Here is a 13,216-nt window from a genome sequence, read left to right on the forward strand (position 1 = left end):
ACTCTCGCCCCGTTCGGGCATTTTGCGAGCATGGGAAGTCCTTAAGTATTTGCGCGCCGGAAACGCTAATATTCCGGTCAGCCGGTTCCGAAAAAGGCGGGCGATAGTCCTGTCCGGGGCAGGCCGAGGTAGAGGGGACCTTTTTCTCACATTTCAAGAATTGCCTGCCAACACCTCCCGCAAGGAGGCAATGCTATGATGCTGCCCGTGTGGATGGCGGGCAGAGAGAAAAGGACCTGACGCATGGCCGAGACTGGCACTGTAAAATTCTTCAATACCGACAAAGGCTTCGGCTTCATCAAGCCGGACCGGGGCGGCGCCGATATCTTCGTTCACATTTCTGCCGTTCAGGCTTCCGGCCTGGCCGGTCTGACGGAAAACCAGAAGGTAAGCTTCGACACGGAGCCGGATCGCCGCGGCAAGGGCCCCAAGGCAGTCAATCTGCAGATTGCCGGCTGAGCCCTTAACAAGGCTGTCGAATTCGAGTTGAAGCCCGGCAGCAATGCCGGGTTTTGTCGTTCAGCCTTCGTTCAGCTGGCAATCTATACCACTGACACCATCGAGAAAGGGACCGGCGTTTCGGTTCCCGTGATTAGGATCTTATGCTTATGAACAGGCTCGCCAAGACTCTTCTGCTGACGGCAACGGCTGCCGCGCTTACCCTTTCTGCTATCGGCGAGGCATCGGCCCGCGATCGCCACTGGCGCCATCATAACAACAATGACGCCCTCGTCGGCGGCGCCGTCGGCCTCGCCACCGGCCTGATCGTCGGGTCTGCTATCGCCAATGCCAATAACGGTCCTGTTTACGAAGAGCGCCGCTACATCGATCCCGCCTACGAGCCGGATTATTACGAGCCCGCTCCGGTCTACCGCGCACCGGCACGCCGCGTCTATGTCGAAGAGCCGCGCTACTACGCCCCCGTTCGCACGGCCGTCGAGCCCTGGACGCCGCAGTGGGAGCGCTACTGCTCCTACCGCTACCGCTCCTTCGATCCGCGCAGCGGCACCTATATCGGCTATGACGGCCGCAGCCACTTCTGCACCGCCGGCTGATCGTTCGACGATCCCTGACAAGAAGCGCCGCTCCTCAGCGGCGCTTCTGCTTTTTGAGGCCCTTTACCCGACCTTCTTTTCCCACGGCATCGGTACCACCTCGGCATCCGGCTCGAAATCGGTCGAGACGCTGACGGTGCGCCATTCCCGGTCGGCCACAATGCGCGCCGCATCCGCCCTCTCGACATTGCGCACCGCATCGCTGCCGAGCAGCAGCCGCAACGGCGGTTCGTCCAGACCGGCGATATGGATGATGACCGCAGCCGCTTTGGCAGGATCGCCGGGCTGACGGCCGTCATACTCGCGCTGGAAGCGCACGGTAGCGCCGACCGTCTCCGCATATTCCGCCCGCCCCTCGGCAAGCACCGTCGAGGCGCCGGCGAAGTCCGTTCGGAAGCCGCCCGGCTCGATCACCGTCACCTTGATGCCGAAGGGCGCGACCTCTTTCGCCAGCACCTCGGAAAAACCTTCGACGCCGAATTTCGCCGCCGAATAGGCGCCGCGTCCGGCAGGTCCGATCCGCCCGCCGACGGAGGAGAACTGAATGATATGTCCTGCCCCCTGCCCGCGCATCAGGGCGATCACCGCCTTGCTCATGATAACGGTGCCGAACAGATTGGTTTCGATCTGGGCGCGGAAGTCGGCAAGGCTGGTATCCTCGATCGAGCCGACATTGCCGTAGCCGGCATTGTTGACGAGTACGTCGATACGGCCGAACCTCTTGACGCCAGCCTCGACCGCGGCTGCGGCCGCTGTCTCGTCGGTCACGTCGAGCGCCAGCGTCAGCACCTGGCCGCCATAGCGCTCGGAAAGATCGGAAAGCTGGCCGGGATTGCGCGCCGTCGCCACCAGATTGTCGCCGGAGGCCAGAACCGCTTCCGCCAGCGCCCGGCCAATGCCGCGCGAGCTGCCTGTGATCAACCATACCTTTTGCATTGGAAACCTCTCCTTTATGGGTTCCCACACCATGTATGTCCTATTCTTTCCAATCGAAAGAAGGTACCGGGATGATCCATACCCACCTTGAGGTAACTGACGTGGCCGGCGACATTTTCGATTTCTGCAGCAATATGACGGATGAACAGGATGCCCGCGCCCGCGCCCTGATCGAACGGGCGGCGGCGAAATGGCCGCTGCGCATCCTGCATGTGCTGCTGGATGCCGGCGCCCCCTTGCGCTTCTCGCGCCTGTTGGAACGGGTCGAAGGCATCAGCCAGAAAGTGCTGACGCAGACGCTGCGCACGCTGGAAAGCGACGGCCTCATCATCCGCACGCTCTATCCCGAAGTGCCTCCGCGGGTCGAATATGAATTGACCCCGCTCGGCCACGACCTCCTCATGCAGGTCGCAGCCCTCTGGCGCTGGATCGTCGGGCGCCTGGATGATTTCGATGCGCGCAAAGCGGTGAAGCTCGCCGCCCGAATTTAAGCCGGAATGCGGATCGTCGCCCTCAAGCCTCCGAGCGGGCTGTCACTGAGCGTGACGTTGCCGCCATGGCTGCGGGCGATGTCGCGGGCGATCGCAAGGCCGAGCCCGGTGCCCGACGCATCGAGATTGCGCGCCGTATCCAGCCGGAAGAACGGCTTGAACACATCCTCACGATTCTTTTCCGGAATGCCCGGTCCGTCATCGTCGAAAATGACGGTCAGCCATTTGGCATTGTGCTTGGCCTCGATATCCAGCCTGTCGGCATAGCGCCGGGCGTTCGAAGCAAGATTTGTGACGAGACGCATGAAGGCGTTCGGCCTGACCGATATGTCGTCATCGCCTTCGATCGAATAGTTGAACCGCTTGCCGTGCAGGGCGAAGTCGGATTCCAGCTTGGCGAAGATCTCGCTCAGTTTCAGCTCGCCGACATCCTCTTCGACCTCGCCGCGCGCGAAGGCCATGTAGGCTTCCAACATCGTCTGCATGTCGTTGACGTCGTCGTTCAGGCCGTGCAGGTCGGGATTGTCGCCGGCCAGCGCCAATTGCAGCTTGAAGCGGGTGAGGATGGTGCGCAGATCGTGGCTGACGCCTGAGAGCATCGCCGTGCGCTGCTCGATCTGCCGCTCGATACGCTCGCGCATCAGGATGAAGGCAAGGCCGGCGCGCCTGACCTCGTCGGCGCCGCGCGGATAGAAATTGTCGGGCTTCTGCCCCTTGCCGAAGCTCTCGGCCGCCCGCGCCAGCATCAGGATCGGCCGGATCTGCCCGCGCAGGAAGAGGATGGAGATGCCGATCAGCACCAGCGAGGTGCCGACCATCCAGACGATGAAGATATGGGTGTTCGAGGCATAGGTCTGGCTGCGCTTGGCCAGCACCCTGAGGATCTTGTTTTCGAGCTTGATGCGGATCTCGACGAGGTTCGAATTGCCGACCGTATCGATCCAGAAAGGCCGGCGGATCTCATCGGTGATCTCGTCGCTGAGGATGCCGTCAAGGATCGAGAAGAACGGCTTGTCGCGCGGCGGCGGCAGGTCGCCGTCCGGCTCGATCGAGATCTGCAGGTTGAGTTGGTCGCGGGCGATGCGGATGATCTCGCTATAGTCCGAATTCTGCGGATAGGTCTCGATGATCTCGATGATCGCGGCGATATCGCGGGTCACGGCAAGCGACAGCCGCTCCGTCACCATCTGCCAATGGCGCTCCATGAAGACGGCGGCGACGACGGATTGCAAGAGCACCATCGGAATGATGATAATCAGCAGCGAGCGCGCATAAAGCCCGGTCGGCAGCCGGCGGCGCAGCCAGCGGACGATCGAGCGCCAGCCCGGCACCGGAGCGCGGTCTTCCCGCCGCAAGCTGTCCACTGTCACCATCAGCGCCGGTCCTGGCCGCAATCTCTCTGTGTCACGCCGCGTCCATATCTCTAGTCGATGCTCAGCCTGTATCCGATGCCGCGCACCGTCTGCAGCCAGACCGGATTGGCCGGATCGTCTTCGATCTTGCGCCTCAGCCGGTTGATCTGCACGTCGATCGTCCGCTCGCCGACCTCGGCGTCGTCGCCGATCAGCTCGTGACGGGGGATCGTATCGCCGGCGCGGCGCGCAAAGAGCAGCATGATCTCCTGCTCGCGGTCGGTCAGCCGGATTACCTCGCTCGCCCTCTTCAGCTCCTTGCGGGTGAGCGAGAAGGTGTAGGGGCCGAACATGACCTGCTCGATCTTCGGCCCCTCGCCGCCGGCATTGCGGCGCAGAATGTTGTTGATGCGCAGCACCAGCTCGCGCGGGTCGAAGGGCTTGGAAAGGTAGTCGTCGGCGCCCGCCTCGAGGCCCTCGATCCGGTTGCCCGATTCCGCCAGCGCCGTCAGCATGATGATCGGCACGTTCTTGATGGCGCGAAGCCCGCGCGTGACCTCGATGCCGGATTCGCCGGGCATCATCACATCCATGATGATGAGGTCGAAATCGAGGCCCGCAAGCTTGCGCTGCGCCTCGGCGCCATCGGCGGCGACAGTGACGCGGAAGCCGTTCTCGGCGAGATAACGATTGAGCAGGGCGCGGATGCGGGAGTCGTCGTCGACCACCAGCAGATGCGCCGCATCGTCGGAAATACCTGTCTTGACCGCCATTCAATCCGCCTTCTGTCTGTCCCGCATGCCTCTGAGGAAAGCCTTTACGCCCTCTCGCGCCTCCGCAGAAGCACCATCGAATGCCCGTTCAATGCGGCGCGATTGCGGCTCCGCAAGGGCAAGCGCCAGCTCGCGCCCCGTTTTCGTCGGATAGAGCTTGCGCTGCCGCCGGTCTTCCGGACCGGCCACCTGGCGAATATAGCCTGAATCGATCAGCTGTTTCAGCACCCTTGCAAGGCTCTGTTTGGTGATCTTCAGCGTATCCAGCAGATCGGCCACCGTCATGCCCGGGTTGCGGTTGACGAAATGCACGACGCGATGATGCGCCCGGCCGAAGCCGCTTTTTTCGAGAATGGCGTCAGGATCGGAAACGAAGTCGCGATAGGCGAAGAAGAACAGCTCGATGATCTCGAAATCGATCACGTCGGTATCTTCCATCGGCGTGGCCAGCGGCTCCGGCTTGCCCGCTTTCGCTCCCGTCTGTCGTGACACTCGGTATTTCCTTTCTCTTTCCGCGCATCCCCGGAAACCTTCGCAAAGATATGTCAGCTTTATCGACATAAATTTACGTCACTGCGAGACCTTCCACACTCTGCGGAAGCCCCGCACGGACTGTATTTCCCTGGAACCGAAAGCCCGCCCCCAACTTCGACGCATACGCGATTTTCCCCTTGCGTCTGTGGATAAAACGTAATGGGGACAACAATCAACAGGCATGGCGCGTCGAGCGCCGGAAGAGACCAGGGACGCCTCTCTTCCTTTTCGATCAGTTGGACGGCGAAATGTGGTTCAACGGCGAGTTCGCCGCCTGGAAAGACGCAAGATCCACGTACTCACCCGGCCGCGGAAGTGACCCCGGTTTCCGAAATCGGTCCGTATCGCTTCACGCCGTCGACGATCTCCGAAACGCTGATGAACGACTACAAGAAGGAAGTCCTATCCGGCGGCGGTCGCCGCCGAATAAGACGTCTCGCGCAATCGGCCCGGCCAGCCGTTCAAGGTGCTACAGCGTCCTTTGCGCGTCTGAAAAGACGCGCGGTCGCCTGGCAAATGCCAGGCCTCTTACCTGTGCGCCCGCGCCATCACCAGCCCGGCGAGCGTCGAGAGAATGCCGCCGCCGATCAGGCCGCCGATGCCATCGGCGATCAGGCCGGCCATAGCCGCTTCTCCACCGACCATGCTGAGCAGCATGCCGCCGCCGACGCCGCCGATCGCACCTGCGATCGTACGGGCGACGACGTTGATCGAGTGCTGCTTCAAGGCGGCACTCGCGGCGTTGCCGCCGATGGCGCCGGCAATGAGTTGCACGACAAACGGAAGTAGCGCTTCCATGATTTCCTCCTCTGGCGATCTCCCCGATCGCCCATATATGCCGAACCTTCGGCATATTAGTATTTTATCATATTCAGGAGGAAAGCGTTAAGAAAATCAACCGATGCGGGATTAAGGCGGAGAGATGAGCAGCGAACGGCGTCAGCCAGCCTAGGGCCAAGGCCGGGGACGCCAAGTCGAGAACAAGATTGCCATAAACGAAAGGCGGCCCGCGGGCCGCCTTTATTTCACATCTTTCGATCACGTCATTGATAGACGTAGACGATCCGGCGCGTACCGGGATCGACCAGCACCGGCCGGTCGTTGATCCTTGTATAGCGATACTCGTAATCGGGAATCGTCTGGAAGGTGACATCATCAGGCACTTCCGCACCGACGACGACATCGCCGCCGAGCCGCACGGTTTCGGTCGGGTTGGTATCGATATAGGTGCGAACCGTTTCCGGCGGGGTAATGGTCTCGACGGCGCCGACCGGACCGATCAGCTCGTCGCCGGGCGCCGGCTGCGGATCGGCGGGCACGACACTGGCGGTCGATTCGTAAGTCACGACGGGAACGCCGATCTCGGCGCGATGCTGTTCGACGATGACGGGGGTGCCGCCGCGGTCGACCTGCAGATAATCGGCATAGACCCAGCCGCGCATGCCGTTGACGTCGACGCGGCACCAGCGGCTGCCTTCGATGCAGCCGTCGAGCACCGCGGTCGAGCCGCGCGTGGCAAGACCCACTGCCGGATATTGCGGGCCGGGGCCGGAGCGGACGTTGAGATCATTGACGGTTGTCGCCATCATCTCCGCCTGCGCAAGACCACCGCTCGCCAGGAGCACGGCTCCAGCCAGCAGAATGTTTCTTTTCAAGGTCATGTGAGCGTCTCCTTGGTTTCGATGGGCGGACAACGCGCGGCGTTCCACGATGTTCCCTCCCGCTTCCCCAGGCGAAACCACGCGCGCACGGGACTTCCCGCAAGCCACTGAAAAAATTTAATAAAAGCGGACATCCCCAACCCGCCGCGATGGTCCGAACCATCATAAACTCTTGTTGCAATCCGTCTTTTTGGCGTGAAACAGGCATCCACGGCGGAAGATTCCGGCTGTCCTCGCCGTGGTTTCGGACTATACCCGGAGCACACGAGACACCAAGCGAGGCACTTATGGGCATGCTCCAGGCCGGCATCATTCCGGTGACACCCTTCCAGCAGAACTGCACCGTTTTCTTCGATCCCGAGACCCAGGAAGGCGTCGTCGTCGATCCGGGCGGCGACGTGCCGCTCATCCTTCAGGCGATCGAAAAAAGCGGGCTGACCATCAAGGAAATCTGGCTGACGCACGGCCACCTCGATCATGCCGGCGGCGCCAGCGAATTGAAGCAAGCCCTCGGCGTCCAAGTGGTCGGTCCGCATCAGGACGACCTGCCCCTGCTGCAACGGATCGAGACCCAGGCCGCAACATACGGCATATCGGGATTGCGCAATGTCCTGCCCGATCGCTGGCTGAAGGATGGCGACAAGGTCTCCTTCGGCGCCCACGAATTCGAGGTCTATCATGCGCCCGGCCACGCACCCGGCCACGTCATTTATTTCAACCGCGCACAGAATTTCGCCCATCTCGGCGACGTGCTGTTCAACGGCTCGATCGGCCGCACCGACCTGCCCGGCGGCAATCATCAGCAGCTTCTCGATTCGATCCGCGACAAGGTGCTGCCGCTCGGCGACGATGTCGGCTTCATCTGCGGCCACGGCCCCGGCAGCCGCATCGGCGATGAACGGCGGAACAATCCGTTTTTGCAGGAAATCAGAGCCGGAGGAACATCCGGCGCGGGCAAATCAGGCGTAACGACCGATAGAAAGGTGTGAGCGCACGCTCACATCATCTTCCGGCCGTTCGGCACACCCTGCTCGACCGCGGCAAGCACGATCGCGCCGTTCTCGTCCTCGAACCCGAGCGTCAGCACTTCCGAGCGGAACGGCCCGATCTGGCGCGGCGGGAAGTTGACGACGCCGAGCACCTGCCGGCCGATCAGGCTTTCCAGCGTATAATGCACGGTGATCTGAGCGGAGGATTTCCTGGTGCCGATCTCAGGGCCGAAATCGATGACCAGCTTGAATGCCGGCTTGCGCGCTTCCGGAAAGGGGCTGGCCTCTATGATCGTGCCGACGCGGATGTCGACACGCTCGAAATCGGCGTAGGTGATCTCTTCGGCCATGCGGATCTCCCTCAGCCGGCCAGTTCCTCGGCCCGCTTGCGTGCCGCCACAAGGGCCGCGTCGAACAGAGGCTGCATGCCGTCCTCGGCCATCAGCACGGCGAGCGCTGCCGCCGTCGTGCCGCCGGGAGAGGTCACATTCTGCCGCAGCCGCGACGCTTCGTCGGGGGACTGGTGCAACAATTCACCAGCCCCCGCGACAGTTTCCCGCGCAAGACGCATGGCGAGGTCCGCCTGCAGGCCGAGTTTACGGCCTGCTTCTGCCATACATTCCACGAGATAAAACACATAGGCCGGACCGCTGCCCGAAAGCGCCGTCACGGCATCGATATCGGCTTCCTCAGGCACCCATTCGACCGGGCCCGAGACCTTGAGAAGGCCATGGACACGCTCACGCTGCTGATCGCTGACCGCGGCATTGGCAAAAGCGCCGGTCACGCCGCGCCCGACCATGGCCGGCGTGTTCGGCATGGCGCGCACCATGGCCGCCTTGCCGAGATGTTTTTCGAGAAAACCGAGCGTCTTGCCGGCCGCGACCGAGACGACGACCGTGTCCGGTCCGACGGCGCTCTTCACCGCAGGCAGCACCGTCTCCATCACCTGCGGCTTGACCGCAAGGAACAGCACTCCCGCCCTCAGCTTTGCCGGAAGAACGGTCAGATGCGTCGCCCCCGCCTCGCCGATGGTCGCCAGCATCGCCGGCGACGGGCCGGGATCGACGACAACCACCGCCGAGCCCGGAACACCGCTTTTCAGCCAGCCGGAGAGCATCGCTCCGCCCATGTTTCCAGCGCCGATCAGGACGACGGGATTTTTCGAAGAGAAGGCGTTCGCGGGCATCTATGCCTCGCCGACAGTTTCGAACAGCACGGCTTCCATCGCCTTCGTCGCATCCATGCCGGACCAGACAACGAACTGGAATGCCTGGAAATAGGCCTCGCAGGTGTCGAGCGCGCTGGAAAGCAGCACCTCCACCTGGCGGTTCGTGGGCTCCGCGCCGCCGGCAAGCAGCAGCGACTGGCGGAAGATGACGACATCTTCCTGGCGCCACAGGTCGAAATGACCCATCAGCACCTGTCCGTTGATCGCCGAGAGCAGCTTGACCACCTCGTTGACCCTGATGTCGGGAACTTTGATGTCGAAGGCGCAGCCGAGATGCAGCGCCTCGAATTCCTCCATCCAGGAGAAGGAGACATGGTAGTCCGCCCAGCGGCCTTCGACCGTCATTGCGATCTCGTCCTCGCCGGACCGTTCGAACGACCAGTCATTGTTGGAGGCCACGTACTCGATCATATCGACCGGGTTCGATTGACGCTCGACTTCCAATTCCATCAGGTTCATGCAGCACCTTCTTGACCGGAACGAATGCGACCTAACTTGCCGTTACAGACACAAGAAAAGACACACGCAAATACCGGAACCACCACTCGGATGATCGTTGAACCGCTGCCAGACTTAACGCAGATAACCTGCCCGGAGCTTACCAAGTCGCTTCGAATCATCATTTAAAATCAGTGTATAATGGCCCTTGCCACCTGCCAGCCCCCTGAGCGGAAAATAGGGCAAGGCCACTGTGGAAAGCACTTCGAAACTCAATTCAGAAGGGAGAATAAGCGACTCTGCGTATTGGCTTTTTTGGCAGTGTCCACAGGTGGAAAACTCACCTGAATTTTTTGTGACGGACGCGGCATGGGCAATGGAGCCATGCCGCGTCCCGCATTCTGTCGGAACTTTAGTGGCCTTCGCCGGCAAGCCTTGCTTCGAGCGCCGCAATGCGGGCCGCAAGCGCCTCGTTCTCGTCGCGCGCCTTGATCGCCATCTCGCGCACGGCCTCGAATTCCTCGCGCTTGACGACGTCCATGCTGTTCAGCCAACGCTCGGCCTGGGCGTTGAAAGCGGTCTCGATCTCCTTGCGGACACCCTGGGCGGCACCGGCCGCATCGGTCATCAGCTTGGCGAACTCGTCCATGATGCGGTTCGTTCCGGTCGTCATGGCGTTTTTCTCCCTTCGCATAAGGTGAATTCAGCCCTTCAGGGCCTCGAAGATTGAGGTAGGGCTTCGCCACCCGCGATGCAAGCGCTTTGCGCGGGATAGCCTTCCGTAGAGCGTGCAGCGCAAGAGCGATCACGAACAATGCACTTGACCGTCGGGGATCGCGGCGGCATGTTCCGCCGATCTTAACGGATGGGAAAACCTTGCCGACAGCCGCCAATCTCCTTGCCATCATGCCTTTCCCTGACATCGATCCGATCGCCATTTCGATCGGCCCTCTGGCGATTCACTGGTACGGCCTGGCCTATGTCGCCGGCATCCTGCTCGGCTGGGCCTATGCGCGCCGCATCGCCGCCAATGACAGTCTCTGGCCCGGCAATCGTTCGCCGCTATCGAAGACGCAGCTCGACGACTTCATCGTCTGGGCGGCCCTCGGCGTCGTGCTCGGCGGCCGTCTCGGCTATATCTTCTTCTACGACCTGTCCGCCGTCCTGCGCGATCCCGTGCGCGCGGTCGAGATCTGGAACGGCGGCATGTCCTTCCACGGCGGACTGGCCGGCACGACGATCGCCATGATCATCTTTGCCCGCCGCCATGCCATTCCGATCTGGAGCCTGTTCGACATCGTCGCCGCCGTCGTTCCCTTCGGTCTCTTCTTCGGCCGCATCGCCAATTTCATCAATGGCGAGCTCTGGGGCCGGTTGACCGACGTGCCCTGGGCCGTGGTCTTCCCGACCGGCGGTCCTTTCGCCCGCCACCCGAGCCAGCTCTATGAGGCCGGCCTCGAAGGCATCGTCCTGCTGCTGGTGCTGGCTCTCTTCGTCTATGGCATGCGCGCGCTGAAGAGCCCCGGCTTCATCTCCGGCGTCTTCGTCTGCGGTTATGCGCTGTCGCGCATCTTCGTCGAGTTCTTCCGCGAGCCCGACGCCCAGCTCGGCTACCTCCTCGGCACCAGCTGGCTGACCATGGGCATGGTCCTCTCCTCGCCGATGATCCTGCTCGGCCTCTGGGCGATGCTCCGGGCCCGCCGCCAGGCTGCGTTGCAGCTGTGACAACGGCAGGACGCGCGACATGACCACCGCTTTAGGCGAAAAGATCAAGGCGATCATCCAGGCCAACGGCCCGATCAGCGTCACCGATTATTTCTCGCTCTGCCTCGCCGATCCCGAACACGGCTATTACCGCACCCGCGAGCCCTTCGGCCGCTCCGGCGATTTCGTCACCGCGCCCGAGGTCAACCAGATCTTCGGCGAGATGATCGGCGTCTTCATCGTCCATGCCTGGCAGCGCCACGGCACGCCGGCCGGCGTGCGCCTCATCGAGATCGGCCCCGGCCGCGGCACGATGATGGCGGATATGCTGCGTGTCATCGCCCGCATCGCTCCGCCGCTTTTCGATACGATGAGCGTGCATCTCGTCGAAACCAGCGAGCGCCTGCGCGACGTGCAGAGCCAGACACTCGAATCCTACGGCGAAAAGATCGCCTGGCACGACGGCTTCGATGAAGTGCCGCCGGGCTTCACCCTGATTGCCGCCAACGAGCTGTTCGACGCGATCCCGATCCGCCAGTTCGTCCGTACGCAGACCGGCTTCCGCGAGCGCATGGTCGGGCTCGATGCCGATGGCGAGTTGACCTTCGCCGCCGGCGTCGCCGGCCTCGATCCCGCGCTGCTGCCCGAACCGGTGCAAAACCTGCCGCTCGGCACGCTCTTCGAAATTTCGCCCGCCCGCCAGGCGGTGATGATGGCGATCTGCGAGAGGCTGCGCGCCTTCGGCGGCACGGCGCTGGCGATCGATTACGGCCATCTCGTCACCGGCTTCGGCGATACGCTGCAGGCGGTGCGCATGCATGAATTCGACCCGCCGCTCGCCCATCCCGGCGAAGCCGACCTGACGAGCCATGTCGATTTCCAGCAGCTCGCAGAAACGGCGCTCGCAGCCGGCCTCCACCTGAACGGCGCCCTGCACCAGGGCGATTTTCTGACCGGCCTCGGCATCCTCGAACGGGCCGCCGCACTCGGCCGCGACCGCGAGCCGCAGACCCAGCAGGTCATCCAGACGGCGGTCGACCGGCTTGCCGGCGCCGGCGAAGGCCGGATGGGAGAACTCTTCAAGGCGATGGCGGTCTCTCACCCCGCCGTCGATCTCATGCCCTTTCGTCCGGTGGATTGACAGGGCGCACGCGGCTGGGCCAACATCCGCGCGAAGCAGCAACTTGACGCGCGCCGCCGATGCGATGCGCGCGGGATAATACAAACCCCTTTGAAAACCCCGGAATCACAGATGCAGGACGCGGCCTCTCCCGCACCGATCGAAAGCGCGCTGCTGAACGAAGCGACGGGCAACACGATCCGCCACGGTTACTTCACCCGCGCCGGCGGCGTTTCCGAAGGGATCTATCGCGGCCTCAATGTCGGCCTCGGCTCCAGCGACGAGCGCGGCAATGTCATGGAAAATCGCCGCCGCGTCGCCGCCTGGTTCGGCCTGCCGCTGGAGCGGCTGGCGACCGTGCATCAGGTCCATTCTCCCGATGTCGTGACGATCGGTGCCGATTACGACGGCGCCCGCCCCGAGGCGGATGCGATGGTCACGGCCACCCCGGGCATCGTGCTCGGCGTGCTCGCCGCCGATTGCGGACCGATCCTTTTTGCCGATCCGGGCAATCGCGTCATCGGCGCCGCCCATGCCGGCTGGAAAGGCGCGCTGACCGGCGTGCTCGAAAATACCGTCGCCGCCATGGAAGCGCTGGGCGCCGAGCGCGGCAATATCGTTGCCTGCCTCGGCCCATCGATCAGCCAGGCGAGTTACGAGGTCGGCCCGGAATTCGTCGAACGCTTCGTCGCCGAGAACCCGGATTACCAGCGCTTCTTCGCGCCTTCGGCAACGCCCGGCCACGCCATGTTCGATCTGCCGGCGCTGACCGTCGAGCGGTTGAGGCAGGCCGGCGTGCGCGCCGAGAGCCTCGGCCTCTGCACCTATCCGGATAGCGAACGCTTCTTTTCCTATCGCCGGACGACGCATCGCAAAGAGCCGGATTACGGCCGCCAGATTTCAGCGATATCAATCAGGGAGATTTGAGCAGA

At 62.8% G+C, this 13,216-nt stretch carries 17 protein-coding genes and 1 pseudogene; 8 read left to right on the top strand and 10 right to left on the bottom strand.

Annotation, left to right across the window (positions count from 1 at the left end; all coding sequences use genetic code 11):
* The first annotated feature begins 243 nt into the window (after positions 1 to 243).
* Entirely contained in the window at positions 244 to 459 is a 216-nt protein-coding gene (locus tag CO670_RS13865) for a cold-shock protein (protein ID WP_003561293.1), read from the top strand.
* A 143-nt stretch (positions 460 to 602) separates the two neighbouring features.
* Positions 603 to 1,055 carry a BA14K family protein gene (locus tag CO670_RS13870; RefSeq protein WP_176538934.1) on the top strand — a complete coding sequence of 151 codons (453 nt, stop codon included), beginning with the start codon at positions 603 to 605 and terminating at the stop codon, positions 1,053 to 1,055.
* A 63-nt stretch (positions 1,056 to 1,118) separates the two neighbouring features.
* On the opposite strand, the gene CO670_RS13875 is transcribed toward CO670_RS13870, so the two are convergent.
* Complete coding sequence (locus CO670_RS13875) at positions 1,119 to 1,991, bottom strand: oxidoreductase (protein ID WP_097590763.1); 873 nt, start codon at positions 1,989 to 1,991, stop codon at positions 1,119 to 1,121.
* Between the two features lie 35 nt (positions 1,992 to 2,026).
* Between CO670_RS13875 and CO670_RS13880 the strand changes: the two genes are divergently transcribed.
* Positions 2,027 to 2,482 carry a helix-turn-helix domain-containing protein gene (locus CO670_RS13880; RefSeq protein ID WP_097590764.1) on the top strand — a complete coding sequence of 152 codons (456 nt, stop codon included), beginning with the start codon at positions 2,027 to 2,029 and terminating at the stop codon, positions 2,480 to 2,482.
* On the opposite strand, the gene CO670_RS13885 is transcribed toward CO670_RS13880, so the two are convergent.
* From CO670_RS13885 to CO670_RS13895, 3 genes are read right to left on the bottom strand one after another with little or no spacing between them, the layout of a single operon-like run.
* A complete protein-coding gene (locus CO670_RS13885) occupies positions 2,479 to 3,855 on the bottom strand; it encodes an ATP-binding protein (RefSeq protein ID WP_097590765.1) in 1,377 nt (458 codons plus the stop codon). The two genes, CO670_RS13880 and CO670_RS13885, sit on opposite strands and share 4 nt — an antisense overlap.
* A 50-nt stretch (positions 3,856 to 3,905) precedes the next feature.
* The gene (locus CO670_RS13890; protein WP_097590766.1) at positions 3,906 to 4,607 is read right to left on the bottom strand and encodes a response regulator transcription factor; all 702 of its coding nucleotides are present in this window, start codon (positions 4,605 to 4,607) and stop codon (positions 3,906 to 3,908) included.
* Positions 4,608 to 5,099: a MarR family transcriptional regulator gene (locus CO670_RS13895; protein ID WP_097590767.1), complete on the bottom strand. Its 492-nt coding sequence runs from the start codon at positions 5,097 to 5,099 to the stop codon at positions 4,608 to 4,610.
* A 348-nt stretch (positions 5,100 to 5,447) separates the two neighbouring features.
* Between CO670_RS13895 and CO670_RS33360 the strand changes: the two are divergent.
* Positions 5,448 to 5,571: pseudogene (locus CO670_RS33360) on the top strand (branched-chain amino acid aminotransferase); the annotation flags it as partial.
* 98 nt (positions 5,572 to 5,669) lie between these two features.
* Here CO670_RS33360 and CO670_RS13905 read toward each other — a convergent pair.
* Both CO670_RS13905 and CO670_RS13910 read right to left on the bottom strand, forming a co-directional pair.
* Positions 5,670 to 5,939: a hypothetical protein gene (locus tag CO670_RS13905; protein ID WP_088673097.1), complete on the bottom strand. Its 270-nt coding sequence runs from the start codon at positions 5,937 to 5,939 to the stop codon at positions 5,670 to 5,672.
* 245 nt (positions 5,940 to 6,184) lie between these two features.
* On the bottom strand, positions 6,185 to 6,802 hold the full coding sequence (locus tag CO670_RS13910) for a DUF1236 domain-containing protein (RefSeq protein WP_097590768.1): 618 nt from the start codon (positions 6,800 to 6,802) through the stop codon (positions 6,185 to 6,187).
* Positions 6,803 to 7,089: 287 nt separating this feature from the next.
* Between CO670_RS13910 and CO670_RS13915 the strand changes: the two genes are divergently transcribed.
* Positions 7,090 to 7,791 (top strand): MBL fold metallo-hydrolase, encoded by a 702-nt coding sequence (locus CO670_RS13915; RefSeq protein WP_097590769.1) that lies wholly within the window; start codon positions 7,090 to 7,092, stop codon positions 7,789 to 7,791.
* An 8-nt stretch (positions 7,792 to 7,799) separates the two neighbouring features.
* Here CO670_RS13915 and CO670_RS13920 read toward each other — a convergent pair whose 3' ends face one another.
* The 4 genes from CO670_RS13920 to CO670_RS13935 form a co-directional block, all read right to left on the bottom strand.
* Entirely contained in the window at positions 7,800 to 8,141 is a 342-nt protein-coding gene (locus tag CO670_RS13920; protein WP_097590770.1) for a tRNA-binding protein, read from the bottom strand.
* An 11-nt stretch (positions 8,142 to 8,152) separates the two neighbouring features.
* Positions 8,153 to 8,980 (bottom strand): pyrroline-5-carboxylate reductase, encoded by an 828-nt coding sequence (proC, locus tag CO670_RS13925; protein WP_097590771.1) that lies wholly within the window; start codon positions 8,978 to 8,980, stop codon positions 8,153 to 8,155.
* The gene (locus tag CO670_RS13930; RefSeq protein ID WP_088673092.1) at positions 8,981 to 9,481 is read right to left on the bottom strand and encodes a YbjN domain-containing protein; all 501 of its coding nucleotides are present in this window, start codon (positions 9,479 to 9,481) and stop codon (positions 8,981 to 8,983) included. It lies immediately after the preceding gene.
* Positions 9,482 to 9,872: 391 nt separating this feature from the next.
* Positions 9,873 to 10,133, bottom strand: a complete 261-nt coding sequence (locus CO670_RS13935; protein WP_064684479.1) for an accessory factor UbiK family protein — start codon at positions 10,131 to 10,133, stop codon at positions 9,873 to 9,875.
* 203 nt (positions 10,134 to 10,336) lie between these two features.
* Between CO670_RS13935 and lgt the strand changes: the two genes are divergently transcribed.
* The 3 genes from lgt to pgeF all read left to right on the top strand — a co-directional run bounded on the left by lgt (position 10,337) and on the right by pgeF (position 13,211).
* Positions 10,337 to 11,185 (top strand): prolipoprotein diacylglyceryl transferase, encoded by an 849-nt coding sequence (gene lgt / locus CO670_RS13940; protein ID WP_097590772.1) that lies wholly within the window; start codon positions 10,337 to 10,339, stop codon positions 11,183 to 11,185.
* Between the two features lie 19 nt (positions 11,186 to 11,204).
* Positions 11,205 to 12,305, top strand: coding sequence for a class I SAM-dependent methyltransferase (locus CO670_RS13945; RefSeq protein ID WP_097590773.1), 1,101 nt, complete (start codon positions 11,205 to 11,207; stop codon positions 12,303 to 12,305).
* A 111-nt stretch (positions 12,306 to 12,416) separates the two neighbouring features.
* Positions 12,417 to 13,211 carry a peptidoglycan editing factor PgeF gene (gene pgeF, locus CO670_RS13950; RefSeq protein WP_097590774.1) on the top strand — a complete coding sequence of 265 codons (795 nt, stop codon included), beginning with the start codon at positions 12,417 to 12,419 and terminating at the stop codon, positions 13,209 to 13,211.
* The last annotated feature ends 5 nt before the right edge of the window (positions 13,212 to 13,216 follow it).

The sequence above is a fragment of the Rhizobium sp. J15 genome, from assembly GCF_002531825.1.
Classification (GTDB): Bacteria; Pseudomonadota; Alphaproteobacteria; order Rhizobiales; family Rhizobiaceae; genus Rhizobium.

What these genes read in the sequence shown, in the direction of transcription:
- CO670_RS13945 (WP_097590773.1), top strand. Translation starts at nt 11,205, where the DNA reads ATGACCACCGCTTTAGGCGAAAAGATCAAGGCGATCATCCAGGCCAAC.
- CO670_RS13930 (WP_088673092.1), bottom strand. Translation starts at nt 9,481, where the DNA reads ATGAACCTGATGGAATTGGAAGTCGAGCGTCAATCGAACCCGGTCGAT.
- pgeF (WP_097590774.1), top strand. Translation starts at nt 12,417, where the DNA reads ATGCAGGACGCGGCCTCTCCCGCACCGATCGAAAGCGCGCTGCTGAAC.
- CO670_RS13920 (WP_097590770.1), bottom strand. Translation starts at nt 8,141, where the DNA reads ATGGCCGAAGAGATCACCTACGCCGATTTCGAGCGTGTCGACATCCGC.
- CO670_RS13880 (WP_097590764.1), top strand. Translation starts at nt 2,027, where the DNA reads ATGTCCTATTCTTTCCAATCGAAAGAAGGTACCGGGATGATCCATACC.
- CO670_RS13885 (WP_097590765.1), bottom strand. Translation starts at nt 3,855, where the DNA reads ATGGTGACAGTGGACAGCTTGCGGCGGGAAGACCGCGCTCCGGTGCCG.
- proC (WP_097590771.1), bottom strand. Translation starts at nt 8,980, where the DNA reads ATGCCCGCGAACGCCTTCTCTTCGAAAAATCCCGTCGTCCTGATCGGC.
- CO670_RS13865 (WP_003561293.1), top strand. Translation starts at nt 244, where the DNA reads ATGGCCGAGACTGGCACTGTAAAATTCTTCAATACCGACAAAGGCTTC.
- CO670_RS13890 (WP_097590766.1), bottom strand. Translation starts at nt 4,607, where the DNA reads ATGGCGGTCAAGACAGGTATTTCCGACGATGCGGCGCATCTGCTGGTG.
- CO670_RS13875 (WP_097590763.1), bottom strand. Translation starts at nt 1,991, where the DNA reads ATGCAAAAGGTATGGTTGATCACAGGCAGCTCGCGCGGCATTGGCCGG.
- CO670_RS13905 (WP_088673097.1), bottom strand. Translation starts at nt 5,939, where the DNA reads ATGGAAGCGCTACTTCCGTTTGTCGTGCAACTCATTGCCGGCGCCATC.
- CO670_RS13870 (WP_176538934.1), top strand. Translation starts at nt 603, where the DNA reads ATGCTTATGAACAGGCTCGCCAAGACTCTTCTGCTGACGGCAACGGCT.
- CO670_RS13935 (WP_064684479.1), bottom strand. Translation starts at nt 10,133, where the DNA reads ATGACGACCGGAACGAACCGCATCATGGACGAGTTCGCCAAGCTGATG.
- CO670_RS13915 (WP_097590769.1), top strand. Translation starts at nt 7,090, where the DNA reads ATGGGCATGCTCCAGGCCGGCATCATTCCGGTGACACCCTTCCAGCAG.
- CO670_RS13910 (WP_097590768.1), bottom strand. Translation starts at nt 6,802, where the DNA reads ATGACCTTGAAAAGAAACATTCTGCTGGCTGGAGCCGTGCTCCTGGCG.